This window comes from Fibrivirga algicola (assembly GCF_011742925.1).
Classification (GTDB): Bacteria; Bacteroidota; Bacteroidia; order Cytophagales; family Spirosomataceae; genus Fibrella; species Fibrella algicola.
The window spans coordinates 388,455-413,253 of record NZ_WAEL01000005.1; the positions used below are offsets into that span (position 1 = coordinate 388,455).

A 24,799-nucleotide genomic window follows, 5' to 3' on the forward strand; every position below is an offset into this window, starting at 1 on the left:
CCCGTTCGATGTACAGGCTTATTGGCAAGCCTCTTCCTAGGTAAAACGGGCGCGTAATCTATTGAATAACAACAGACTGGCATTTTTGATCGTATAGCTCATTTTACCCTGAATAGGATCTTGATAAAATGAGTTATACGGTTAAAACCTTATTATAAGCCGGGATAATTATACTTATTTGATAAACTGTATTATAGTCTATAGAATTGGTAAATTGATAGAGCTGGGGTAGTTTTACATAGTTGGCGTAGTCTGGACAATTTGTAGAGTTGGTTAGACTACTTACTTATTTATTCAACTTAAGACTGCCTATAGTGTGAAAAAAAGTTTAATGTACCCTATACACAAAGCGCTGTTCTTCACCGGGTTGATCGGTCTTTCAGCCATCGCCCAGGCTCAAACTACATACTACGTAGCCAGCTCCGGTAACGACAGTAACACAGGTCGCTCTACCGACGCCCCATTTCAATCGATCAATAAGGTAAATTCCCTTGCACTGCAACCTGGTGATCAGGTCCTTCTGCGCCGCGGCGATACCTTCCGGGGTACGTTGCAAATCCGCCGGTCAGGTACGTCGTCGCAACCCATTGTGTTCGATGCGTACGGCTCAGGAAACAAGCCTGTCATTGCGGGCTCAGTTCCCATTGGCAACTGGAACAACATTGGCGGCAATGTATGGCAAGCCGATGCGTCGGTATTGGGCAGTCAGGTGACGGGCGTGTATCGCAACGGAGCGGTGCTACCTCTGGGCCGATACCCCAACCTCGACGCACCTAACCGGGGTTACCTCACTATTCAATCGCACAGCGGTAAAACGCAATTAACCGGTAAAGAAGGATTACCTGCCAATTTTGTAGGAGGGGAAGTTGTTGACCGGCCTGTGCAGTGGATTATCAACCGCAGCACAATCACGCAACAAAGCGGCAATACGGTGACGGTTAATCACCCGAACTCCTACGACTTCACCGACAACTGGGGCTATTTCATTCAGAACCACCCCGCCACCCTCGACCAGACCGGCGAATGGTACTATAACCCCAGCAACAAGACCCTCCGAATCTATTCGGAAGAAAGCCCAAACAACCAGCTGATTACGGCTACTGCTTTTGCGTCAGGAATCAGCATCTCGGGCGTGAACAATGTAGCAGTGCGTAACCTGAACGTGACCCAAACCATCAATACGGGCGTACTGATCGAAAACGGCGTAGCTATTTCATTGTCTGGCAACGACATTACCAGTTCGGGTGAAGATGCCATGATTGCCCGGGGAAGCGGCAATACCATTCTGATCGAGAACAATCTGATCGAGGAGGTAAACAACAATGGTGTGTCTGTTACGGGATATCAAAACTTTACGTTCCGGGGCAACACCCTGCGGCGCATCGGGCTGGTGCCTGGCCGCGGCAAAGATGGCGACGGCACCTACATCGGGTTCAACTCGGTTTCATCTGATCGGGTAACCATCGAAAACAACGTGGTTGAGCAGATTGGCTACAATGGCATTAGTTTCTCAAGCGGCACTACTGTTCAGCGTAACCGGGTGTCGAACTTTTGCCTTACCAAAAGTGATGGCGGCGGGTTGTACATCTGGAATGGTAACCGGCAGGCTATGAACAATGTGAATATCCTGAGCAACATTGTCTTCAACGGGTTCGGCGCACCAGAAGGTACCCCCGGCGGTGCGTATTCGGGTGCTAACGGCATTTTCCTCGATGATTGCACCACCAGCGTCGTTATTCGTGACAACACAGTATTCAATGTGCACGGACTAGGTATTTTCATGCACGGCTCTATCGGAGCGCAGTTGATCAACAATACGTCATTCAATAACGGCGAGGCGCAACTGGCGGTTAATAGCCGTAATGGAGGTTGCTCGCCTAGTGGCAACACTATCCAGAATAACGTGCTGGTAAGTCGGATTCCGGGGCAGATCGTAACCAAATACGAAACGCACCTCAACGATATCGCCAACTTTGGTACGTTCGACAACAACGTGTACGCTCGCCCCTTCGACGACCAGTTCAAACTTCGGGTAGTGAGCAACCCCGGCACAGGTGTTACCGGGGCTGATCTGAGCTTGTCTGAGTGGCAATCGCGTTATGGTAAAGACCTTAATTCGCAGAATAGCCCCATTACCTATACTCCGTTCTCGACAAAAGGAAACGGCGTGTTCAAACTCAACCAGACATATAGCAGCAATAGCGAAGGCTGGGACTCATGGGGACCTTACGGTAATGCGCGGATAACCTGGGATAATACAAACCGGCTCGACGGCGGTAGCCTAAGTATTGCCTTCCCTACTGCGTCGGGCAAAACAGATTCGTATGTGCTGGCGTCGAAAGATATCGGTTCCGTGAATCAGAACCAGTCGTACCTCCTCACATTCGATGCCATTGCATCGGGGACCGATAAGCGGATCGAAGTGTTCCTACGTCAGAAAACCGGATCGTACCGTGATCTCGACAGCCGGTCAGTGATTGCCGTTGGAACGGGTCGGCAGCGTTACGAACTCTCTTTTACGGCCAACGCCAGCGAGGCATCATCTATCCTGGTGTTTCAGGTGAAAGAGGACGGCAAAACGCTTTGGGTCGATAACGTACAGTTGCAGGAAGCTACCCGTACAGCGCAGAACCCCGACGATTTTATTCGGTTCGAGTACAATGATGGTAGCCAGAGCAAAACCATCTCGCTGGGGGCTTCTTATCGTGATGCCCGCAACACACTTTACACCGACCAGATCACGCTGGCTCCGTTCACCTCGGTTGTGCTGTTCAAGACAACCAGCGAGACGCCACCGCCACCAGCCCCAGTTGCGCTACGCGATCCGGAGAACCCAGCCAACGCCGTTACCGGACTGGATTTCAGTTATTACGAAGGCAACTGGTCTTCACTGCCTGATTTTAACGCCCTCAGCGCAATTAAAAAAGGCACGATTGCCCAGGTAGATTTGACGCCCCGAAATCAGGAAGATAATTTTGGCTTGCAATTCAAAGGCTTTGTGAACGTACCTACCGACGGAGTATATACCTTCTATACCAACTCTGACGACGGCAGCAAGCTCTTTATCGGCACCACCGAGGTGGTTAACAACGACGGAGGCCACCCTGAGCAGGAGCGGTCGGGTACCATTGGCCTGAAAGCCGGTCGACACGCTATCACTATTCCGTATTTTGAAGGTGGCGGCGGGCAAACCCTGTCGGTAAGTTACAGCGGGCCGGGTATCAGCAAGCAGGCTATCCCAGCCTCGGCTTTCTTCCGGGTTGGCGTTGAAACACCGCCACCTACTACCGTTGTGCTGCGTGATCCCGAGAATCCGGCTAACGCAGTGTCGGGTATCGGCTATACGTACTACGAAGGAAGCTGGAATACGCTGCCCAACTTCGCATCATTGACTCCGGTTCGTTCGGGTCTTGCAACCGTACCGGATGTCAGCGTTCGGGGGCGGGATGATAATTTCGGTCTGCAGTTCCAAGGTTTTGTGAATGTACCTACCGACGGGGTGTATACCTTCTATACCAACTCTGACGATGGCAGCAAGCTCTTTATCGGGACTACTGAAGTGGTTAACAACGACGGAGGCCACCCTGAGCAGGAGCGGTCGGGTACCATTGGCCTGAAAGCCGGTCGACACGCTATCACTATTCCGTATTTTGAAGGTGGCGGCGGGCAAACCCTGTCGGTAAGTTACAGCGGGCCGGGTATCAGCAAGCAGGCTATCCCAGCCTCGGCTTTCTTCCGGGTCGACAATGGAACCGTAGTTACCGTACCAACTGCACCTACCGGAACAGGCACTGGCTTGCGGGGCGACTACTTCAACAATAAAACCCTTACCGCGCCGGCCGTATTCAGCCGTACCGATGCGGTTGTCGATTTCGATTGGGGCAATGGGTCACCCGGTTCGGGTGTAGGAGCAGACAGTTACTCCGTTCGCTGGACGGGTCAGGTTGAGGCTCCTGTGACAGGCAACTACACGTTTACGACCATCGCCGACGACGGTGTTCGACTATGGGTGAATGGCGTGCAGGTAATCAACGACTGGATCGACCACGCACCAAACACATCCAACAGCACGAGCATAGCGTTGGTTGCCGGTCAGAAATACAGCATCCGGATGGAGTATTACGAAAGCGCAGTAGGGGCCGTGGCTCGCCTGCGGTGGACGTACCCAGGTCAGGCACAGCAGGTCATTCCGCAAATACGTCTGTACCCCGCGACCGGAAGTGGTCGGTTGGCGTCGGCAGAAGAGCCTGTGTTACAGCAGTCGGTGGTGTTCCCCGTGCCCGCCCGTGATGAGCTGAACGTTCGGTACTTTACAAATACTGCCGGTACCGCTACAATACAGGTAGTTAGCGCAGCGGGTGTTCCGGTGCAGATGACTAACCAGACTGTGAACGCGGGAGAAAATCTGCTAAAACTATCCGTAGGTGAGCTGACCCGTGGTTTCTACATCCTTAAACTTAGCCAGGGTGATCAGCAACGTACCTGGAAAGTGCTGCTGAGCGAATAAGTCGTAGTGCTTAATCCCCTTGCAAAAGAGGCCACCGCTCAGTTGAGCAGTGGCCTCTTTTGGTATTATAGAGTTGGGTACCCCGCAAGGAGGTGTACTGTTACTTAATCACTTTTCTTGCTGCCTGAACCCATCCGGGCTGGAGCGGCTCCAGCGGTAGGTGTAGCGACGGTAATAGGCTCTCCCTCTTTATCCAGTTCAACCACTTCGTAGCCAAGCTTCGATAGACCTGGCTTCACTAGGGCTTTGTCGCCAACTACGGCGATAACCATTCTGTCGATGGGTAAGCGCTTCTTGGCAACAGCATCGATCTGGGCTTTCGTAATGGTCCGCAGAATTTGAGCCTGCTGCTCTACATAGTTCTTAGGCAGGTCGTAATCGATGATCCGGCTCAGGAAGATTGCCTTCTGGAACGAGGTTTCGTAGCGAAGTGCATCAGTTTGGCCCAGCGAGCTCTTTACAAACGACAGTTCCTGATCGGTGATGCCCGACTGGCTGTAGTTTTTCATTTCCTTGATAAACTCTACCACCGAGCTGTCGGTAGCAGCGGCTTTCACCCCTGCGCTGGCCGTGAATGGGCCGGGCGTTTTGGTACTGCCAAAACCAGACCGGGCACCGTATGTCCAGCCTTTGTCTTCGCGCAGGTTCAGGTTAATCCGGCTACTGAACGCACCACCCAGCATGTAGTTGGCCAGCGTTGTTTTGTAGTATTCGCCAGTGGCATCGTAGGGCAGGTCGGTCAGGTAACCGATCCGGATCTCCGACTGTGCCGCCTTCTCCTTATCGATCAGGTAGATACGGGTTTTGTCAACTTTGCGAGCCACCGCTGGCTTGGGAATCGTCACCGGCTTAGCTGCCCACTTGGTCAGGAAAGCCAGTTTAGGTAGTACAGTTGCCTGATCAATGTCGCCCACGATAACCAGGTTGGTCACTGATGGCGAAAGCGAATTCTGATAAAACGACTTTACGTCATCCAACGTGATCGATTCGACCGTTTTGGTCGTGCCACTTAGCGGAACTGCCCGAATGTTGCCTGCGCCGTACAGCAATTTGTTATAGGCCTTATTGGCAATGACAACCGGCTGCGTGCTTTGACTGGCAATGTTCTCCAACTGTTGGTTCTTACGCCGCGTGAAATCGTCGGTCGAGAATTTAGGGCGGAGCAGTTTTTCTTCCAGTAGCGCCAGGGTAGAGTCGATGTTCTTGACTGGCGATTCGACCGAGATGCTGATTTCTTCCGTCGACGCCTGAATGTTAATGTTGGCACCCAGTTTCTCCAGCTTCGTGTTCATCTCTTCGTTCGAATACCGCTGGGTAGTCTCATTCATTAATGAAGCGGTCAGTTGGGCTATTCCCGCCTTTGATGGATCGTTGGCCGATAACAGGTGGCCGCCTTTAATGCTGAACAGCATCGTTACGGTCGGAATCTCGTCGTTGCGCGTACCAATCACCTTCATGCCATTAGAAAGCTTATCGGTCCAGAAAGGTGGCACTTTCAGCGCTGGGTTTGGGCCCGGTCCTGGTTTTACCGTCCGGTCGAAGCTATCTTTCGCCTTCGCGTAGGTCAGCCCTTTGTAGCCATAATCGGGTGCCTGATAACCGGCCGTTACAATGGTGTAATTGTCGGGCTGAGCCACAATCTTGGCCTGCCCTTTCGGATACACGGTTAGTAATACCGCGTTTTTGCCCTTGATATACTGGTTGTATACCCGCATCACGTCGGCTTTGGTTACGTCGGCGTACCGCTTAATCTCCTGCGGAATGTAATTGGGGTTACCCAGGTACGTCTGATAGGCTGCCAGTTGTGATACTTTCCCGGATACGCTGGCCAGTCCGGAAATGAGCTGTGCCTCGCGCGAAGCCTTGAATTGTGCCAGATCGTCGTCGGTAACGCCGCGGCTTTCAAATTCGGCCAAAGTTTTACGAACAACGGCTTCGGTGCTGTCCAGACTCTTGTTTGGGAACGGCAGAATACGCAGGGCCATCTGACCGGCCAGCTCCGAGGTAGGGTGACCCGCATTTGCCTGAACGGCCAGCTGCGTTTTCACCAGATTCTTGTAGAACAGCGAGTTTTTGCCGCCGCCCAGAATCTCGGCCAGCGCATCGAGTGGGGCTTCATCGGGGTGATAGTTAGGTACCGTTGGGAACACAATCTGAAGCAGTGGGAAGCGAACGTTGTCTTCGTAAGAAACCCGCCGGTCTTTTTCAAGAACAACCGCCGGTACCACCGTTTTGGTTACTTCCGGACCGCGTGGAATGCTGCCGAAGTATTTCTCGACCATTGCGACAACCTGCTTGGGCGTTACATCGCCGCCAATGGTCAGTACGGCGTTGTTTGGACCGTACCAGCGCAGGAAGAAGTTTTTCAGGTCGTTGACATTCACCCGGTTCAGGTCTTCGATATACCCGATCGTCAACCAGGAATAAGGGTGGCCATAAGGAAACAGGTTTTTGGCCGTGTACTCGCTGGCCAGTCCATAGGGGCGGTTGTCGTAATTCTGCCCCCGCTCGTTTTTCACCGTTGCCCGCTGGTTCTCGAATTTCTTCTGCGACACGGCGTCGAGCAGAAAGCCCATCCGGTCGGCTTCAAGCCAGAGTGCCCGCTCAAGCTGGTTGCTTGGTAAGGTCTCGTAATAATTGGTCCGGTCGGTGTTGGTTGAGCCGTTGAGGGTCCCGCCTGATTCGGTGACGATTTTGAAGTGCTCGTCATCGGCCACGTGGTCAGACCCCTGGAACATCATGTGCTCAAAGAAGTGCGCAAACCCCGACTTGCCAATTTCTTCGCGGGCCGAACCTACGTGATACGTCACGTCGACGTGAACGATTGGGTCAGAATGATCTTCGTGCACCACCAGGGTCAGGCCGTTGGGGAGAACGTATTTCTCGTAGGGGATCAGGAGTTCTTTCCCTTGCCGGGTCACCTTTTCCACGAGTTTAGTCTGTGCTGATGCTGTGCCTGCTAGAAGACAACTAACCAGTACCGACAGGTAAACGGTAGCTTTTTTCATGTTAGGGTACTAAAGAGTAGTAAGCCTGTAAGTTACAGACAGAATGAACACGACAAAGGCCAGCTACCCACTATGTGCTGGCCTTTGCTGCAACCCGTTTGTTAAATCCTAAAGGCAGCCTATAACCGCTTGTGCATGCATAGCGATCAACTCAGCCTTGACACACAACTAATAGTTGTTTTTGTATGGCATAACTAACTCATAGTCAACGGATAAAATAGTTATCCACACACGAACGTGTTATCCACACTCAACAGACAAGTTATCCACGTCATTTTTAGACTGTTTTGGCGCATTGGCTACTGGTAGAATGAGGGGCGATGTTATTGAGAGAAAGAAATTTAAATCTCTTTTTAGCCACAAGCCCCTGAGCTGGAGAGCCAATACGCGGATCGACTTCCTGGCTCAGGGGCTCATGAACGCACGCTGTTTGCAACTCAGCGAAGCACCCGGATATCAACCACGGCTTCATCATCTTCGCCGGGTCGTGTTGCGCGGTTATTGGGGGTCGAATCAGGATCAGCAACCGAGGAGCGAATGATCTCGGCGCGGCACGAATCGGATGCGGTAGGTACCCAGTAGACCGTTCGCTTAACGGTCTGGTTTACGCCAACCTGACCAAGGTCTATGGTTAATAATGGACTAACGGGGTTCCAGATTATTTTGTCCACGCTGTAGGTACCGTTGGGGAGCGTTAATCCGGTCTGCACCAGTGACGTCGAAGCACCACCTTGATTGTAAACCTGCATAGTTACCTGAATGGTATCGCGGAGCTGAGCCGTACGTTTGTTCAGGGTCAATGACAAACTTAGATCTGCCTGATTTGGTACAGGGGCGGGTTGATTGCTGGCTACGGCGGGCAGTATACGCCCGTTTGGGTTAGGCGAGATGGCCACGTATCGAGTCGAATCCGACGTCCGGTTATCGAGCATTATGGCATCATCTTCCCCATCACCTGTACCTGTATTGGGCCGACTGTCGGGGTCAGGCGTATTGCACGCTACAACTTCGACAGCATTCAGGTACGTACCTTGCTTATTGATCCGTGTTTTAACACTAACCGTGCGCGATTCGCCTGCAGGTACGTTCCCAATAGAGAGACGTAAGGTATCGCCCTGGCTAGCGGTAGAAGAAAGACTACTGACATAGCTAAGGCCAACCGGCAGACGGTTAACCAGAGTTACATTTTCGGCCACATCGGGGCCAGCGTTGGTGACACGTACCGAGTAGGTAATCGAATCCCCGGCCTGGAAATACCGCTTATTTGTCCACCCAGCCAGTGACACATCGGCGCCGTCTACAACTACGCGCACCACTGCACCGGTGCCTGCACCGCAACTGTTTGTAACGCCAACCAGTGAATAGCTGGTGGTTCTACTGGGGGTAAGCGTTAGGGAGTAAGGGCTCTGATAAGTGCTGGATACGGTGGGTCCGCCCACTACCGAGAACGACCAGGGAGCGGGGCCGGTTACCTGAACGGGGACTACAGCCGACTGTCCTGCTCGGATAAAAGGCTTGTCAGTTATCGAAACCGAAACCGGTTTACCAATGACGACAGATACTGAAGCCGATTCAGTAAGGCAGGAGCCCTGCTCGAAAACAAGACTGTACACACCTGTTTCAGTAGCCACTAATTGACTCGACGAGGCCCCGTCCAGACGGACACCATTCTGCCGCCAATAGCTGTAAGGGCCAGCAACGCGTTGCAGGGTAATGGCTGACGTGGGACAGCGTACCAGGTTACCAATGGCTGCAATAGTTGGCCGGCTTGGTTGGCCGATGCTTATACTGACGGGCTTCGAAACGCCCTGACAAACGCCGTTGGTTACCGACACGCTGTATACTCCCGATAGAGTGACGGTCTGATACGCCTGGGTGCCCTGACTGACGGGCTGCCCATTTCGTAGCCAGCTAAATGAAACAGTACCCGTGAGAGGAAAGTCGCGGGTCGACAACTCAACATCCGCGCAGTGTTCATCGACCAGCAGCGTTGGCGTCAGGGTTTGGCTGAATACCACCGAAACCGCCGCCGACGTACCTGAACAGGTGCCCGACACATAACGCAATCCGTAATTACCTGATTCGCTGACAGTGTAGTTAAAGCCCGTTGCGCCCGCTATAGGTACGTTGTTTTTTGTCCATTGTAGCGAGTGAGCCGTGTTTTTAGCATACAGTACCAGCGATTCACCCGTACATAAGGTCGTGCTGCCGTAAAAATAGATGCCGTTACTGAGTTGGCTATTGGCCGTAACGGCGATCGGATCGCTCACGGCTGAGCAACTTCCCCGTTGTACCTGCACCCGGTAAACGCCGCCTTTGTTCACCGTCAGCGAGGCTACGTTCTGGCCTGATACTGCCCGTCCATCGAGGAGCCATTGATAGGTGGTCCCGCTGGGTTGAGCACTGGCGTAAAGCTCCAGCGACTCGTTACCACACAGAGTAGGGGCCACGTCGCCGGTTACAGCAACAACGGGTGGAAGAATAGTGGAGCTAAACGTCAGGTAGGTAGCTGGTGCCGTTGCTATACACGTACCTGCGCCTGTTACACTGCTGCCCGATGCGCCAAAGGAAATACTGTATGAATAACCACCGGTCTGGGTAACCGACAATAGGGGCGCCGTTGAGCCAGTGAGCAGAGTGCCGTTGCGCATCCATTGATACGTTGCCCCCTGCCCCAGATACGACACGCCCAATGGTTGGGCCGTACCCGGACAGATTGGTCCGTCAACACCTACGATCGGGTTCACTACGTTGAGCGTTGGCGTATCGACTGAGATCAGCAAAAATCCGTTAGCACTAGTTGTGGTACAACTCCCCACCGAGGCTGTAAAGCTATAGGTGCCCGTTTGCCCGGTAAGTAGTGTCGCCGCTGTTTGATCGGAGATCACCTGTCCATCATTTGCCCACCGATAGGTAGCTGTGAGACTGTTTGGCTGGCTGGGAAGGACGGCCCGCAGTAGGGCTACATCACCCGGGCACACGTACCCACTGCTATAGCGGGTATCCGAAAATTGACCACTCAATGTTTGGCGTCGGTCTGCTATGTACGCTTGAGTTGTCGTTAAATTACTAACTGTTAGTGTGCTGCTACTAATTGCGCTCAGGCTAAGGGTAGGTGCCTCGAGGCGAATACGATAACCGGTTCCCGATACGGCAGTGGTCGAAATCAGAACAGAAAGTGGGCTTGATGTGCCTTCTCCAATGACGCTTCCCTTGCTAAAATCACCTGTTGCATCTGATAACCTGGCCACTACACGACCTGTTGCTGAATTAGTCAACGTGAAACTGAGCGGAAGACTGCTGCCAGCGCAGACTGCTGTAGTTGATAATGTGCCAGCCAGGAGAGCTGGTGGCCCCAAGGCCCAGGCGTTGGTTTCCCAAATGCCCCGTCCACTGGTGACCAAGGCTACAATACCATCAGCGGGGCGATAAACAAGTTGCTTGCTGCGAATAAGTGGGGCGGGTGTGTTGGTAAGTGTCCAGCCGGGGTTGGCAGCCGTAATATCGCTGGTCGACCAGGCTCCCAGCTCGGTAGCCAGCAGTACCTGCTGTCGGTTCAGCGGATTAATCAGTACACCGTAGACAGGCATGTCGGGGAGGCCATAAGTCGATACGTCTTTGCTGACCCAATCTGCCCCGGCATTGGTCGTGTACCAGACAGACTGCACGCCGTAGTTCGATAAGGTGACCACCAACACGCTGTCAGTAGCACCTATGTCGATGCCGCTGATCGTAGTGCCGGCTGGGAACGCCCCTCCGTCGAGGCGGGTTACCGTGGGGGCTGCCAGATTGGTATCCGTAAGTTTATAGAGCTGTCCGTTGAGCGTAGCGGCAAACAGCGTGTTGATACTACGCCCTACTTTCAAATAGGTTGGCCGGGTAAGTGTGCTGCTGGTCAACGTAGAAATAACGGGTTCGGCGCCAATACCCGTCGCTTTCATATAGCCATCTGACCAAAAAAATAGTGTGTTGTTACGGCTGTCATAATCCACACCACCGTCTGGATAATCGCCTGCTCCCCAGTTGGCTGAGTAGTAATCCCAGGCGGGCGAGGTACTGAGGTTTCGGGTTAAGAAGCCCCCGTTTGTTGTCATGGCCACCTGAATATCGGGCTCGTTTTGGTCGATAAAGGGGCGAAGTGGGTAAGCAGGGTAAATAGCCTGTGTAGTGGTGGGGTTACTAATATCCGACGATTCCAGCAAACCTGGCTCGGCGCTGCTGCCTGTCAACCGGTACATGTTTCCCGCCACATTTTTTAGCGCCATTCCGGAAGCGTTTAGACCGCCAAACCGGTTGCTACGGTCGTGTAGAGTGGGGTCAATTCCTTGAGAGACAAGTTGCTGAATGGAAGCAAAATAAAATTTATTATCACTGCTCCAAACGGCACCCTGCTTAAGGAGCGGCAGGAAGGCCGTAGTTCGACCAATGCTCCGCCCTATTGACCAGGATGTACCGCCATCTCCCGACCGGTAAAGCTGATCGTAAGCCGTGAGGTAGACTACTTTCGCTGTATCGGGCGAAGCTGCCAACGTAAAGTATTGGTCGCCTAGTCCCAGGGTGATATCCAGGTCTGGCGCATCTGTGTAGACCGGGCGGGTCATTGCCTGCCAGGTCTGGCCGCTATTGTTAGATTGCATGAGCCAACGCAGCGTATTACCGCCAAAACTGGCATCGGGCGCAATTTGAGCTGCGTAGAGTGTTTGTGCCGTTCCGCTGGTTGGGGCGGCAGCCACTGCCAGTTCGGTTCGTATCCCCACGTAAGGGGTCGTGTTTGGTGGGGTAATCTCCGTCCAGGCAGTGGCCGCCGATGTCGTTGACCGGAACAGTCGGCCAGCTGACATGGCTACGTAAATAAACCCATCAGATGCCGCGCGAATAGTCGAAACCTTATCGTTTCCACCAGTAATAGGCTGACTGCCAATCTGCTGTTGCGGGGCCAGCGAAACCTGCCATGTTTGTCCTTGATCGGCTGAGCGCAGTACGCCGCTCTGGGTACCGGCCAGCAAAACACCCGTTTTGCTTACAGACAACGCCGTAATCCGACTGAACGCTGATTGCAATGACGTACCTGACTGCGGAATTGTGGCTGACAAACGAAGCCACGTTTTTCCTTTATCGCCCGACTTCCATATCCCACTGCCTATCGATTCACCGGTTATGCTACCCGTGGCAGCGTACACCAGGCTTGTGTTGCTTGGGTCAGTGGCAAGAGCCGATATATTTTTACTTTCCCAGGCATCACTGATCGACGTCCACCCGGTAGTTGCCTGCGCTACATTTGTATGGCTCCAGAGCCCGCCGGTTTGGCTGCCCGCCCATATTTTACGCGCTGTTGCGTCTGAAGGGTCGGCCAGTAAGGCGTTCAACGTACCCGTGAAACCAACCGGACCGCGTTCGATCCAAGTTACGTTGGGAACACCTGCACGAGCCTGCCGTTGCTGGCTACCTGCCGTTACCTGATTTCTGATGGCGTCCAGGCGCTCAAGGGGAACTCGCCCCAGAGTTGGATCGAGGGTGCGGCGATTGTGCTCGGCTTCATACACACGTCTGAGCGAATCGGCTTGCCGGGCAGTGGGGGGCTTCGGTAGGTTAACGGAACGTCCCTGGCCCAGCACAGATAGACTGAACAGCGTGCTCGCCAGGGTAGCATACACTACCACGCGGGTATAAATGGTCATAGTTGAATAACATCGGTGGGTAAGCGCTCAACCTGCCACTAAAGTCATGCCAACCTATAGGGAATGGTGATTAAAAATATACATGTATGCTAATAAATTTATATATAACTAAACTAGTAAATACTATTATAATTTAATTAACTAAAAGGTAATAAAACATTGATTTTGGTAGCTAATACTAACTTCTGTTAGTAAAAAAGGATCAAGCTATAAGTGGCCACTTACAACTTGATCCTGGTAAACTATTGCAACGTCGTCATGGCATTTTCCAGCCGTTCGAGTACGCCAGCTTTACCTACAATTTCCATCGTTAGCATTAGGTCTGGTCCCGTACCTAAACCTGTCAGAGCTAACCGCATGGCCTGCATGACTTTACCCTGCTTAATGCCCGCCTGCGATAAGGTATCTGATAGCAGGTGTTTAATTGCCTCAGCTTCAAAGGCGCCTTTGTAATTGACAAGCGCATCGCGGAATGACATGACGGCTCGCCGGGCTTCATCGTTCCATTTGGCTGCCCGCACGGTTTCGTCGTACTCAGTAGGGGCGTAGAAAATGGTTTTGGCTTCTGAGAAAAGCTCGCTCGAAAAGGTAACTCGCTCTTTCAGCAGGGCCACAATTTTTTCGGCGCGTTCGTCCGAACACTCGAATCCAGCGTCCTGGGCCTGTTGTTGTACCGCCGGCGCTAGATCTGCGTTGGCCTGCTGACGAATATATTGGTGGTTGAACCACTTAGCCTTCTCGATGTCGAAGCGGGCACCTCCTTTATGAATCTTCTCAAGGTCAAAGGCGTCAATTAACTCATCCATTGTAAATAGCTCCTGCTCTGTACCGGGGTTCCAGCCCAACAACGAAATGAAATTGATGAGTGCTTCGGGCAGGTAGCCGTCTTCGCGGAACCCACGCGCCACAACGCCCGTAAAGGGGTCAGTCCATTCGAGCGGAAATACTGGAAAACCACCCAAATCGGCGTCGCGTTTACTGAGTTTACCGTTGCCTTCCGGTTTTAGTAACAGTGGTAAGTGTGCAAACTGAGGCATGGTATCTTCCCAGCCCAGGTACCGATACAGCAACACGTGTAACGGTGCCGAGGGCAACCACTCTTCGCCCCTGATCACGTGCGTAATCCGCATCAGGTGATCATCTACTACATTGGCAAGGTGATAGGTAGGTAGACCGTCCGACTTCAGTAGTACTTTATCGTCAATAGCCGATGAGTGTACATTCACCCAACCCCGCACCAGATCGTTCAGACGAACTTCCTCTTTACGGGGCGTCTTCAGCCGAATCACGTAAGGGTCGCCACCCTCAATACGAGCCTTTACTTCGGTAGCAGGCAGCGTAAGGGCATTTTTCATCTGCATCCGCGTAATAGCGTTGTATTGGGCGGCAGGTGCGTTGGCGGCTTCGAGGCGCTGCCGCATGGCGTCGAGCTCTTCAGCGGTATCAAACGCGTAGTAGGCTTTGCCTTCTTCAACAAGCCGAAGGGCCTCTTTCTGGTAAATGGCTTTCCGCTCCGACTGGCGGTAGGGGGCGTCGGCACCGACAGGGCCATTGGCGGTTTGGCCTTCGTCGATCTGAATACCGACCCAATTCAGGGCGTCGATGATGTACTGCTCGGCACCGGGTACAAATCGGTTCTGATCAGTGTCTTCAATACGAAGCAGCATCTGCCCGCCCATTTTTCGGGCGAACAGGTAGTTGTATAGGGCCGTGCGGACGCCGCCAATGTGGAGCGGCCCCGTTGGGCTGGGTGCGAAACGAACGCGGGGAGTTTGCATGAAAGTGAATTAGAGCATGCGATTAATGGTACGCGCATGACGCGGATTTTTGATTTGACAAAGAGACTTACGCTGCGCTGGTCAACGATCCCGCGCAAATCCATGTAAATCCGTATTATCCGCCTACCATCAGCCGGATACAAGTCTAGACGGCGATGACTGAAATTTCGACGTTGACGTCTTTAGGTAGTCGGGCTACTTCAACAGTTTCCCGGGCGGGAAAATCGGTGGTGAAGAAGCTACCGTATATTTCATTGATGGCCCCAAAGTTGTTCATGTCTTTTACGAAGATGGTGGCTTTAACCACATTCGTGTAGTCCATTCCGGCAGCACGTAAAATGGCGCCCACGTTTTCCATCACTTTCCGCGTCTCGGCCTGAATATCCCCCAAGGGAGCCAATTCAATGGCCACCTGGCCCGATACATACAGTGTGTCGCCAATTTTTACGGCCTGACTATACGGTCCGATTGGCGCGGGGGCCTGGTCGGTATAAACAATTTGCTTCGACATATCTTAATAGAGTCGTGATTGATCGTGCATTCCCGAACCGGGATGTCCGATTTTGCAGACTTTTTTTTACAAAAGTACACATCGTATGGCTACCCACCACCTGATCATCTTCGTTAAGAACCCTATCCCCGGCACCGTGAAAACGCGGATTGCCCGCAGTGTCGGTAATGACAAGGCAACTGAAGTGTACCGTCACCTGGTGCACTACACGCAGCAGATTACCCGTTACGGCCCCTGGGAAAAAACCGTTTACTACGCCGACTTTATAAACCCCAACGATGGCTGGAGTGGCTACGGAAAAGCGCTGCAGGCCGGGCAGGACCTCGGCGAACGGATGGCCAACGCGTTTCGCGACCGATTTGCGGCGGGAGCCGAGAAAGTAGTCATCATCGGTAGCGATTGCCTTACTCTGACCGAAGAACATTTGTTCACCGCCTTTCAGGCTCTTGATCAGGCCGACATGGTGGTTGGCCCGGCTATCGACGGCGGCTATTACCTGCTGGGAATGAAGCGTTTTCACCAGGCGCTGTTCGATGATATGCCCTGGAGCCAGCCCGAACTCAGACTACTAACCGAACAAGCAGCTCTGCAACAGGGCCTTACCTTCGAAAGGCTGGAGGAACTCACAGACATCGACGAGTGGAGCGACTACGAACAGGCCATGCGGGTTAACAAATAAATGCAACCAATTGACTTTTCTCCGGGTCTTAAGCGAACAGTTCGTATTGAATATGCGATACTGAGACAAAAACGGGATGAAAACGCTGCTAATCGCCTCACTGATTATTTTGATCTTTGCCTGCAAGGATCAAAACGCCTTGCCAAACACCTGCCAGGTTACTAATCCAATAACTGACTTGCCGTGGCTCAAAGACCGCATAGCTAAGGCGACTAACAGCGGCGACTTAACCGTTTCCCAAGCCACTTACCAGGGTCAGTCTGTATTTACAGTCGATTGGTTCATTGGCCCGGATGCTGGCAGCTACGTCATCTACCGATGTGACGGGTCAATTGTTTGTTCTGCCAGCACCACCATTGCCGGTCAACAGGGTAACTGCAGTGCTATTCCTCAGGAACTCAAGAATTCAGCCGTAATTTTTGAGAGTAAACGGTAGTGGTTGTTTACACCAGCCCTTCTTTCAGCAAATCGTGCAGGTGAACAAAGCCGACCAGCTTACCCTCATCTGCTACCAGAATCTGGGTGATGTTGCGCTTTTGCATAATCTCCAGCGCCGCTACGGCATAATCGTCGGGCGAAACACAAATGGGGTTCGGCGTCATGATATCACGGGCGCAGAGGTGCCGGTAATCGTCGTGCTGACTCACCATGCGCCGTACGTCACCGTCGGTAATGATGCCCAGCAACGTACCCGGCGTGGATTCGCCCCCCCCGGCCGAATCGGTAGAGCTAGCTGGCTCAGTCTGCACGGCGGTTGCTCCCAGCCGCCCCGCCGACATCGTCAGCATGGTATCGTGGATGCTTTGATGTGGCAGCACGCAGGGGCACTGATTGGCGGGGTACAGGTCGCTCACTTTTAGATATAGCTTTTTGCCGAGTGAGCCACCGGGATGATAGCGGGCGAAGTCTTGCCGGGTGAACCCCCGGGCTGTGAGCAGGGCAATGGCCAGCGCGTCGCCCAGAGCCATAGCTACGGTAGTGCTGGTTGTAGGGGCCAGATTGAGCGGGTCGGCTTCGTGCGGCACGGGTGCCAAGAGCACAAAATCGGCCTGTTTGGCCAAATAAGACGCTGGCTCGGCCACTAAAGCAATTAGTTTGGCACCGGTGCGGCGAATTAATGGTACCAGCACCTTTACTTCAGGTGTATTGCCACTCTTCGAAATAGCCAGCACAACATCGTTGGTTTGCACCATACCCAGATCACCATGAATGGCATCGGCAGCATGCATGAACAAAGCGGGCGTACCGGTAGAATTGAGCGTAGCAACGAGCTTCTGACCGATGAGGGCACTTTTTCCAACACCCGTCACTACCACCCGGCCTGCCGAGGTCAGAATTGCGTCGACACAATAGTCGAACTGGACATCCAGGTAAGCCACCGCCGCTCGGATGGCGTCGGCCTCAGCCAGCAGCACATCGCGGGCAATTGATTGTAGATTTTTTGTTAGTTTCAACGTCCGTAAATGCTTAGGTAACACGGATGGGTTGTAAATTCGCTAAGTCTGTTCCGTAGAACATAGACTAAGCTTACTAAATATAGGTTTCGTCATATTTAGAAAATACCACCGTCACACTTGCAAAGATAGATACTCACGCAGGCTCCATTCACCTTCCGTAGTAGCGTACCATGATCCAGATTGACAATTCCGTTCAAACAACCCTAAAGGAGCGATTAAAAGAAATATTCGGGTTCGGCCAGTTTCGGGGAGACCAGGAAGCAATTATTCACAATATTTTGGCAGGCCGCAACACGTTTGTCATCATGCCCACGGGGGCAGGTAAATCGCTGTGTTATCAGTTGCCGGCTATTGCTTCCGAAGGCACCGCTATCGTCATCTCACCGCTGATCGCACTGATGAAAAACCAGGTCGATCAACTTAATGCATTTGGGATCAACGCGCAGTTTCTGAACTCGACACTCTCGAAAGCCGAGATGACGAAGGTAAAGAAAGATACCCTCAACGGAACCCTCAAGCTGCTCTATATTGCTCCCGAGTCGCTGACCAAGGAAGAGAACCTTGACTTTCTGAAGAAGGCTGTCATCTCGTTTGTCGCCATTGATGAGGCACACTGTATCTCGGAATGGGGCCACGATTTTCGGCCCGAATACCGAAAAATACGGGGCATCGTCGATAACATCGGCCACCACTCCGGCCGCATGGGGCTACCCGTCATTGCCCTCACGGCAACGGCTACGCCCAAAGTGCAGATCGATATTCAGAAGAACCTGAATATGGAAGACGCCGATGTGTACAAGACGTCGTTCAACCGTAAGAATCTGTACTACGAGATCAAGCCAAAGGTGGATGCCAAAAAGGCGCTGATCAAGTACGTGAAGCAGAACAAAGGCAAATCGGGCATTGTGTACTGCCTGAGCCGGAAAACGGCTGAAGATATTGCCGAACTGCTGCGCGTCAACGACGTGAAGGCGCTGCCCTACCACGCTGGCCTCGACCCGCAAACGCGGATGAATAACCAGGATGCGTTTCTGAACGAGGAAGTTGATGTGGTGTGCGCTACCATTGCCTTCGGTATGGGTATCGACAAGCCCGACGTTCGGTTTGTAATCCACTACGACGCGCCCAAATCGCTCGAAGGATATTATCAGGAAACAGGCCGCGCCGGTCGCGACGGGCTGGAAGGCAACTGCGTGATGTTCTACAGCTACGACGACATTCTGAAGCTGGAGAAGTTCAACAAAGACAAACCCGTCACCGAACGCGACAACGCCAAGCACCTGCTTTCTGAAATGGTGTCGTACTCGAACCTGGGTACGTGCCGGCGTCGGCAGCTGCTGGGGTACTTTGGCGAATATGTCGAAAAAGACTGTGGTTTCTGCGACAACTGCCTGAAACCAACGCCCAAGTTCAAGGCGCAGTCCGAAATCGTGATGGCTCTGCAAACTGTGTTGCAGACCGATCAGCGCTTCGATGTGAGCCACCTGGCTGATGTGCTGACGGCCACCGATAACCAGTACGTGACCAGCTACGAACACGATAAACTGGAGCTATATGGCAAAGGCAAATCGTTTAGCGAAGACTGCAACATCTGGTGCTCGCTGATCAAGCAGATCACCATTCTGGGCTTTCTGGAGAAGGATGTCGACAACTACGGTGTACTCCGCCTGACGCAGAAGGGCCTCAACTACATTGAAGACCCGTATCCGGTGATGCTTTCGCAGGACCACGACTACGAGCAGCAAACCGCCGACGCCAAGGAGGAGGCCGATGATGCGGCCGCCCAGGCTGCCAGCGGCGGAAATGCTTACGATGAAGAGCTGCTGGGTCTGCTGAAAGCCCTTCGGAAGAAGATCGCCAAAGAAAAGAACCTGCCGCCCTACGTTATCTTCCAGGACCCCTCGATGGAAGAGATGGCGACCACCTACCCCGTTACGCGGGAGGAGATGGCCCAGATCAACGGCGTGGGCATGGGCAAGGTGCAGAAATTCGGCAAGCCCTTCATCGACTTAATTGCGAAGTACGTCGACGAAAACGAGATCGAGACGGATAAAGATGTGGTAGTAAAATCGACGGTGAACAAATCGAAGATCAAAATCTACATTATCCAGCAGATCGACCGGAAAGTAGACCTCGAAGAAATCGCCGAAGCCAAGGGCCTCACCCTGGTCGACCTGGTCGAAGAGGTAGAACACATTTGCTACTCGGGTACTCGCCTGAACCTCGACTACTACATCGATCAGATCATTGATGAAGACCGGCAGGAAGAGATCTTCGAGTATTTTATGCGGGCCGATACCGACAATATTGCTGTAGCGTTAAAAGAATTTGATAGTGATGATTTCACCGAACAGGAACTACGCCTTATGCGTATCAAATTCCTCTCGGAAGTAGCCAATTAAAAAAGTTTGCTGTTTGGCGTTTAACGTTTGCCGTTGCTTTGCCGGTTCAGCTTTCGGTACCACAGCAGCGCGACGTCAAACCTCAAACATCGAACGTCAAACCTTAAAATGAATATACTTATACTTGGCTCGGGCGGAAGGGAACATGCCTTTGCGTGGAAACTGACACAGAGTCCGTTGTGCGATACTCTTTTCGTAGCCCCTGGCAATGCTGGTACGGCAAAGGTCGCCACTAATTTGCCGTTCGGTTATTCAGATTTTACCGCCATTGCCGAGGCGATACGTACCCACCAGATTGATTTGTTACTGGTTGGCCCTGAAGAGCCGCTGGTAAAGGGCGTAGTTGATTACCTACGCAAGCAGCCCGATATAGCCTCATTGCGCATTGTTGGTCCCGACGCGCAGGGGGCCCAGCTGGAAGGAAGTAAAGATTTCTCCAAGCGGTTTATGGCGCAGTACAACGTACCCACGGCCTCGTCGCAAACGTTTACCGACGAGACCATCGAGGAAGGGCTGGCGTATCTGGAAAGTCATTCGCTGCCCATCGTTTTGAAGGCGGATGGATTGGCGGCTGGAAAAGGCGTGATTATTGCCGAAACGGTTCAGGAGGCTAAGGATACATTGCGTGAGATGCTCGGCGGCCGGTTTGGCGAGGCGGGGCATCGGGTGGTCATCGAGCAGTTTTTGCGGGGAATCGAGCTCTCGGTTTTTGTGTTGACAGATGGGGTGAACTACAAAATTCTACCCGAAGCCAAAGATTACAAGCGTATCGGTGAAGGCGATACCGGTCCGAATACAGGGGGTATGGGTGCCGTATCGCCGGTTGTGTTTGCTACTAAAACGTTTCTCCAAAAAGTAGAAGAACGTGTTGTGAAGCCTACGCTGGCAGGCCTTCAGGAGGAAGGAATTGTCTACAAGGGCTTTATTTTTATTGGGTTGATGAACGTGAAAGGCGAACCCGTCGTCATCGAATACAACGCCCGGATGGGCGACCCCGAAACAGAAGTCGTGTTGCCTCGCATTCAGACCGATCTGGTTGACTTGCTGGTGGCAACGGCCGATGGGGAGTTGGATAAGATAACGATGCAGGTGTCACCACAAACCGCCGTAACAACAGTACTGGTTGCGGGAGGCTACCCTGACGTGTACGAAAAGGGGAAGCCCATTACTGACCTCGACCAACTGGACGATGTTACGGCTTTTCACGCGGGAACAACCAGCCAAAATGGCTCGGTAGTGACCAACGGTGGGCGGGTGCTGGCCATAACGGCCCTGGCAAACTCGCTCGAAAATGCCGTCCGAAAATCGCAGGAAGCGGCCCGGACGGTGAGTTATGACGGAAAGTACTTCCGAAAAGATATAGGGCTGGATTTACTCCGGTACCAGGATTGAGTTTCAGGGATCAGGTTTCCGGTCTCAAGTGCTTCGATTAGTTACCTTTTGGTAAGCGAAGCACTCGAGACCGGAAACCTGATCCCTGAAACTGTCAACTGAATATAAACCATGGGATGTCAATCCTGTGCGGTTGGCGGGTGTGGGTCTAAAGCGAAAACAGCCGATAGTGGCGGGGCCGACGTGGCTACCAAAACGGCGGGTTGTTCGAGCGGGGGCTGCTCATCCGGAGGCTGCAATAAACTGAATTCATTCGACTGGCTAAGCGACATGACGCCGATTGCCGGTCCGGCCTACGGGGTTGTTGAAGTGAAATTTAAAGGGGGCCGGAAGGAATACTACCGGAATGTCCATAACCTCGACCTGACAACGGGCGATTATGTGGTCTGCGAAATGACCTCAGGCTACCACCTCGGTGCCGTGTCGATGCAGGGCGACCTCGTGCGGCTGCAACTGAAACGGAAGCACGTTCAAATCAACGACGATACCAAGGCGATCCACCGCCTGGCTACGGCCCGCGATCTGGAAAAGCACGAGCAGGCTGTGTTGCGCGACTTGCCGAGCCTGTACCGGGCCCGCGAGATCGTGCGCGAGCTGAAGCTGCACATGAAACTGTCGGATGTGGAATTCCAGTCTGACAACACGAAGGCGACGTTTTATTACTCGTCAGAAGAGCGCGTCGATTTCCGGGAGCTGATCAAGATGCTGGCGGGTGAGTTCAAGGTGCGCGTCGAGATGCGGCAAATAAGTTTACGGCAAGAGGCGGGGCGTATTGGTGGCATCGGCTCGTGCGGTCGTGAACTGTGCTGTTCTACCTGGCTCACCGACTTCAAGAATATCACAACGTCGGCGGCACGGTACCAGAACCTGTCGCTCAACCCGGCCAAGTTATCGGGTCAGTGCGGGCGACTGAAGTGCTGCCTCAACTACGAACTCGATACGTATGTAGACGCGCTGCGCGATATTCCGACGGTAGAAAAACCACTGGAAACGCAGAAAGGCCGTGCGTTCTTGCAGAAGACAGACATCTTCCGCAAGATCATGTGGTTCGGCTACAGCTCAGAAAGCACCTGGCATCCGCTGCCGATCAAACGGGTTATCGAGATCGTAGCGCTGAATAAGCAGGGCGTCATTCCCGAATCGTTCGATGTGCTGACGCCCGTTGGTGAGAAGGAAATTGTTCCCCTCGCCGCCCTCAACGCTGATCTAACGCAACTCGACAAGAAATACGCGATTCGAGGTGGCGGCGGTAGCGGTAAAAAGAAAAAGAAGCGGTAACGTACCTGCGCATTAATTTATTAAAAAGGCCCCTGAGGATAAATCAGGGGCCTTTTTTTGGTATCTACGTCGTGGTTTACTACAACAGGCATGATGCCCTGGCTCAAAAAAGAGAAAAACAAGTCAGCAGTACACGACAGGCGTATCTTCGGAAACGGCTCTGCTTACCTTTGATGATCAATTCGCACAAGCCGATATTCAACCCTGAGGTATTCAACCGCTTTGTCGACATTGCGTAACCAATCTGACCCTAACTCGTAGCGATGAAGCAACCTTCGGCGGAACACAGCATTTTAGACCTGTTTAAGTTGCACGGCCAAACGGCCTTGATAAGTGGTGGTAATCGCGGACTGGGCCTGGCTATGGCACAGGCACTGGCTGAGGCGGGGGCTACTATCGTCATTGCCGCCCGTGATGAGGAGGCCAATCGGCAGGCGGTGGAAAAGCTCAAATCGCTCTACGGAATTGAGTGTATCAGTACGGTTTGCGACGTAACTGATGAAAAAAGCGTTGAGGCTGCTGTAGCCCATACCGTCGATCGGTTTGGAAAAGTCGATATCCTGGTCAATTCGGCGGGGATTAACATTCGGGGAGCTATAGAAAACCTGTCGCTCGATGAGTTCACGCGGGTGCAGCAGGTCAACGTCACCGGCACCTGGCTGGCTTGCCGCGCGGTGGTGCCGGTAATGAAGAAGCATGGCTACGGCCGCATCATCAACATGGGCTCGATGCTGGCGCTGACAGCCATTCCCGAGCGCACACCCTACACAACCAGCAAAGGGGCTATTCTGCAACTAACCCGTTCGCTGGCTATGGAAGTGGTCAAAGCGGGCATCAATGTCAACGCCATCCTGCCCGGTCCGTTTGCGACAGACATAAACCTCCCGCTGCTGAATGATCCTGAAAAATACCAGGCTTTCATCGACAAAATTCCGATGGGGCGGTGGGGTGAACTGCACGAGATCGGTGGCCTTGCGCTGTACCTGGCCAGCCGGTCCTCGAGTTACGTCACGGGCGCCTGCTTTTCCATCGATGGCGGCTGGGTAACCCAATAAGTGCCCTCATAACTCACCGCTCACATACTTCCGCCAGTTGTGCTGTTCGTTGAACCCCAGCACGTCACGGATTTTCTTGTTGGAAAAGAGGGCTTCATGCTCCCCTAACTCACGGGTAATGGGCACATTGGGAAAGAAGGTAGCAGCCAACTCCTTAGTAGGAATAATGGCTCCGTTATGGTCATTACCTGCGTTGAAGACCTGATAGCCGAGGTCGTCTTTCTGCAAACACAAATCGACGATCTGCCCCAGATCGCGGGCATCTATGTAACAAAAGGCATTGCGGCGGCGCACTTCCGGATGCCTGAAATAATGCGGAAACAACTCGGCATATTCGTGGGGTTCAATTACGTTGCCAATACGAAGGGCGTAGATATCGAACCCTGACCGTCGCTGAAAACTGCGTGCCGTTTTTTCGTTGACAACCTTCGACAGCCCGTAGCTATCCATGGGGTCAACGTCATATTCTTCGTCCAGCGGCAACGAGGTAGGGTCGGTTTGGCCATCTGAAAAGCAGATGCCGTAGGTAGTTTCCGACGAAGCAATGATGATTTTTTTGATGCCAAGCTTAACAGCCGCTTCGATCACGTTGTAGGTGCCGATGGTGTTGACCCGAAACGTTTCGTTATCAGGTTTGATCAGAATGCGGGGCACAGCCGCAAAATGAACGACCGCATCGAACTTCGGCACGCCATTGCCTGCCTCCAGTTCATCCAGACCGGCATACGAACTCATGGCGTTGAACATCTGGCCGGAATCCGTGATGTCGGCGATCAGATTATCGACGCCGGGGTGATGTGAGGGCGTCAGGTCAACATTCATCACTTTATGGCCCTGATCGAGCAGGTAAGGAATCACATGCTTGCCCGCTTTTCCTGATCCGCCCGTAAAAAATAGTCGCATGTTAGCTGTGTATTTGCTGGTTTGTACTGATAATTCGTTGCCCGACTGGTTGGGCACTATCAAGTAGCCGGAGCAATAAATCGCCCTTAGCTAGCTAAACAAATCTAAGGCTCATTCCGAAGAATAATACCTGCAAACGGACCTACATGAA

The 24,799-nt window shown here is 52.8% G+C and carries 12 protein-coding genes; 6 read left to right on the plus strand and 6 right to left on the minus strand.

Features of this window, described 5'->3' with window-relative positions; translation table 11 throughout:
- Positions 1–316 precede the first annotated feature (316 nt).
- Positions 317–4,507: a PA14 domain-containing protein gene (locus F7231_RS27445; protein WP_310589331.1), complete on the plus strand. Its 4,191-nt coding sequence runs from the start codon at positions 317–319 to the stop codon at positions 4,505–4,507.
- A 104-nt stretch (positions 4,508–4,611) separates the two neighbouring features.
- Here the strand turns inward: F7231_RS27445 and F7231_RS15775 are convergent, their stop codons facing one another.
- The 4 genes from F7231_RS15775 to F7231_RS15790 all read right to left on the minus strand — a co-directional run bounded on the left by F7231_RS15775 (position 4,612) and on the right by F7231_RS15790 (position 15,482).
- Entirely contained in the window at positions 4,612–7,515 is a 2,904-nt protein-coding gene (locus tag F7231_RS15775) for a M16 family metallopeptidase (RefSeq protein ID WP_166692571.1), read from the minus strand.
- 437 nt (positions 7,516–7,952) lie between these two features.
- Positions 7,953–13,193, minus strand: coding sequence for a DUF11 domain-containing protein (locus F7231_RS15780; RefSeq protein ID WP_166692572.1), 5,241 nt, complete (start codon positions 13,191–13,193; stop codon positions 7,953–7,955).
- A 242-nt stretch (positions 13,194–13,435) separates the two neighbouring features.
- On the minus strand, positions 13,436–14,971 hold the full coding sequence (gene gltX / locus F7231_RS15785; protein ID WP_166692573.1) for a glutamate--tRNA ligase: 1,536 nt from the start codon (positions 14,969–14,971) through the stop codon (positions 13,436–13,438).
- A gap of 145 nt (positions 14,972–15,116) precedes the next feature.
- Positions 15,117–15,482 carry a Rid family detoxifying hydrolase gene (locus tag F7231_RS15790; protein ID WP_166692574.1) on the minus strand — a complete coding sequence of 122 codons (366 nt, stop codon included), beginning with the start codon at positions 15,480–15,482 and terminating at the stop codon, positions 15,117–15,119.
- Between the two features lie 85 nt (positions 15,483–15,567).
- On the opposite strand from F7231_RS15790, the gene F7231_RS15795 reads away from it, so the two are divergent.
- On the plus strand, positions 15,568–16,161 hold the full coding sequence (locus tag F7231_RS15795; RefSeq protein ID WP_166692575.1) for a TIGR04282 family arsenosugar biosynthesis glycosyltransferase: 594 nt from the start codon (positions 15,568–15,570) through the stop codon (positions 16,159–16,161).
- Positions 16,162–16,604: 443 nt separating this feature from the next.
- Here F7231_RS15795 and F7231_RS15800 read toward each other — a convergent pair whose 3' ends face one another.
- A complete protein-coding gene (locus F7231_RS15800) occupies positions 16,605–17,615 on the minus strand; it encodes a KpsF/GutQ family sugar-phosphate isomerase (RefSeq protein WP_166692576.1) in 1,011 nt (336 codons plus the stop codon).
- A gap of 173 nt (positions 17,616–17,788) precedes the next feature.
- Between F7231_RS15800 and recQ the strand changes: the two genes are divergently transcribed.
- The 4 genes from recQ (at position 17,789) to F7231_RS15820 (ending at position 23,745) form a co-directional block, all read left to right on the plus strand.
- A complete protein-coding gene (gene recQ / locus F7231_RS15805) occupies positions 17,789–20,020 on the plus strand; it encodes a DNA helicase RecQ (protein WP_166692577.1) in 2,232 nt (743 codons plus the stop codon).
- A gap of 108 nt (positions 20,021–20,128) precedes the next feature.
- The gene (gene purD, locus F7231_RS15810) at positions 20,129–21,412 is read left to right on the plus strand and encodes a phosphoribosylamine--glycine ligase (RefSeq protein WP_166692578.1); all 1,284 of its coding nucleotides are present in this window, start codon (positions 20,129–20,131) and stop codon (positions 21,410–21,412) included.
- 111 nt (positions 21,413–21,523) lie between these two features.
- The gene (locus F7231_RS15815; RefSeq protein WP_166692579.1) at positions 21,524–22,690 is read left to right on the plus strand and encodes a PSP1 domain-containing protein; all 1,167 of its coding nucleotides are present in this window, start codon (positions 21,524–21,526) and stop codon (positions 22,688–22,690) included.
- 263 nt (positions 22,691–22,953) lie between these two features.
- The gene (locus F7231_RS15820; protein WP_166692580.1) at positions 22,954–23,745 is read left to right on the plus strand and encodes an SDR family NAD(P)-dependent oxidoreductase; all 792 of its coding nucleotides are present in this window, start codon (positions 22,954–22,956) and stop codon (positions 23,743–23,745) included.
- A gap of 6 nt (positions 23,746–23,751) precedes the next feature.
- On the opposite strand, the gene F7231_RS15825 is transcribed toward F7231_RS15820, so the two are convergent.
- Positions 23,752–24,648, minus strand: coding sequence for an NAD-dependent epimerase/dehydratase family protein (locus F7231_RS15825; RefSeq protein ID WP_085415008.1), 897 nt, complete (start codon positions 24,646–24,648; stop codon positions 23,752–23,754).
- Positions 24,649–24,799 lie beyond the last annotated feature (151 nt).

Coding starts and splice junctions, on each gene's coding strand:
- F7231_RS15775 (WP_166692571.1), bottom strand. CDS start 7,515: ATGAAAAAAGCTACCGTTTACCTGTCGGTACTGGTTAGTTGTCTTCTA.
- F7231_RS15780 (WP_166692572.1), bottom strand. CDS start 13,193: ATGACCATTTATACCCGCGTGGTAGTGTATGCTACCCTGGCGAGCACG.
- gltX (WP_166692573.1), bottom strand. CDS start 14,971: ATGCAAACTCCCCGCGTTCGTTTCGCACCCAGCCCAACGGGGCCGCTC.
- F7231_RS15790 (WP_166692574.1), bottom strand. CDS start 15,482: ATGTCGAAGCAAATTGTTTATACCGACCAGGCCCCCGCGCCAATCGGA.
- F7231_RS15795 (WP_166692575.1), top strand. CDS start 15,568: ATGGCTACCCACCACCTGATCATCTTCGTTAAGAACCCTATCCCCGGC.
- recQ (WP_166692577.1), top strand. CDS start 17,789: ATGATCCAGATTGACAATTCCGTTCAAACAACCCTAAAGGAGCGATTA.
- purD (WP_166692578.1), top strand. CDS start 20,129: ATGAATATACTTATACTTGGCTCGGGCGGAAGGGAACATGCCTTTGCG.
- F7231_RS15815 (WP_166692579.1), top strand. CDS start 21,524: ATGGGATGTCAATCCTGTGCGGTTGGCGGGTGTGGGTCTAAAGCGAAA.
- F7231_RS15820 (WP_166692580.1), top strand. CDS start 22,954: ATGAAGCAACCTTCGGCGGAACACAGCATTTTAGACCTGTTTAAGTTG.
- F7231_RS15825 (WP_085415008.1), bottom strand. CDS start 24,648: ATGCGACTATTTTTTACGGGCGGATCAGGAAAAGCGGGCAAGCATGTG.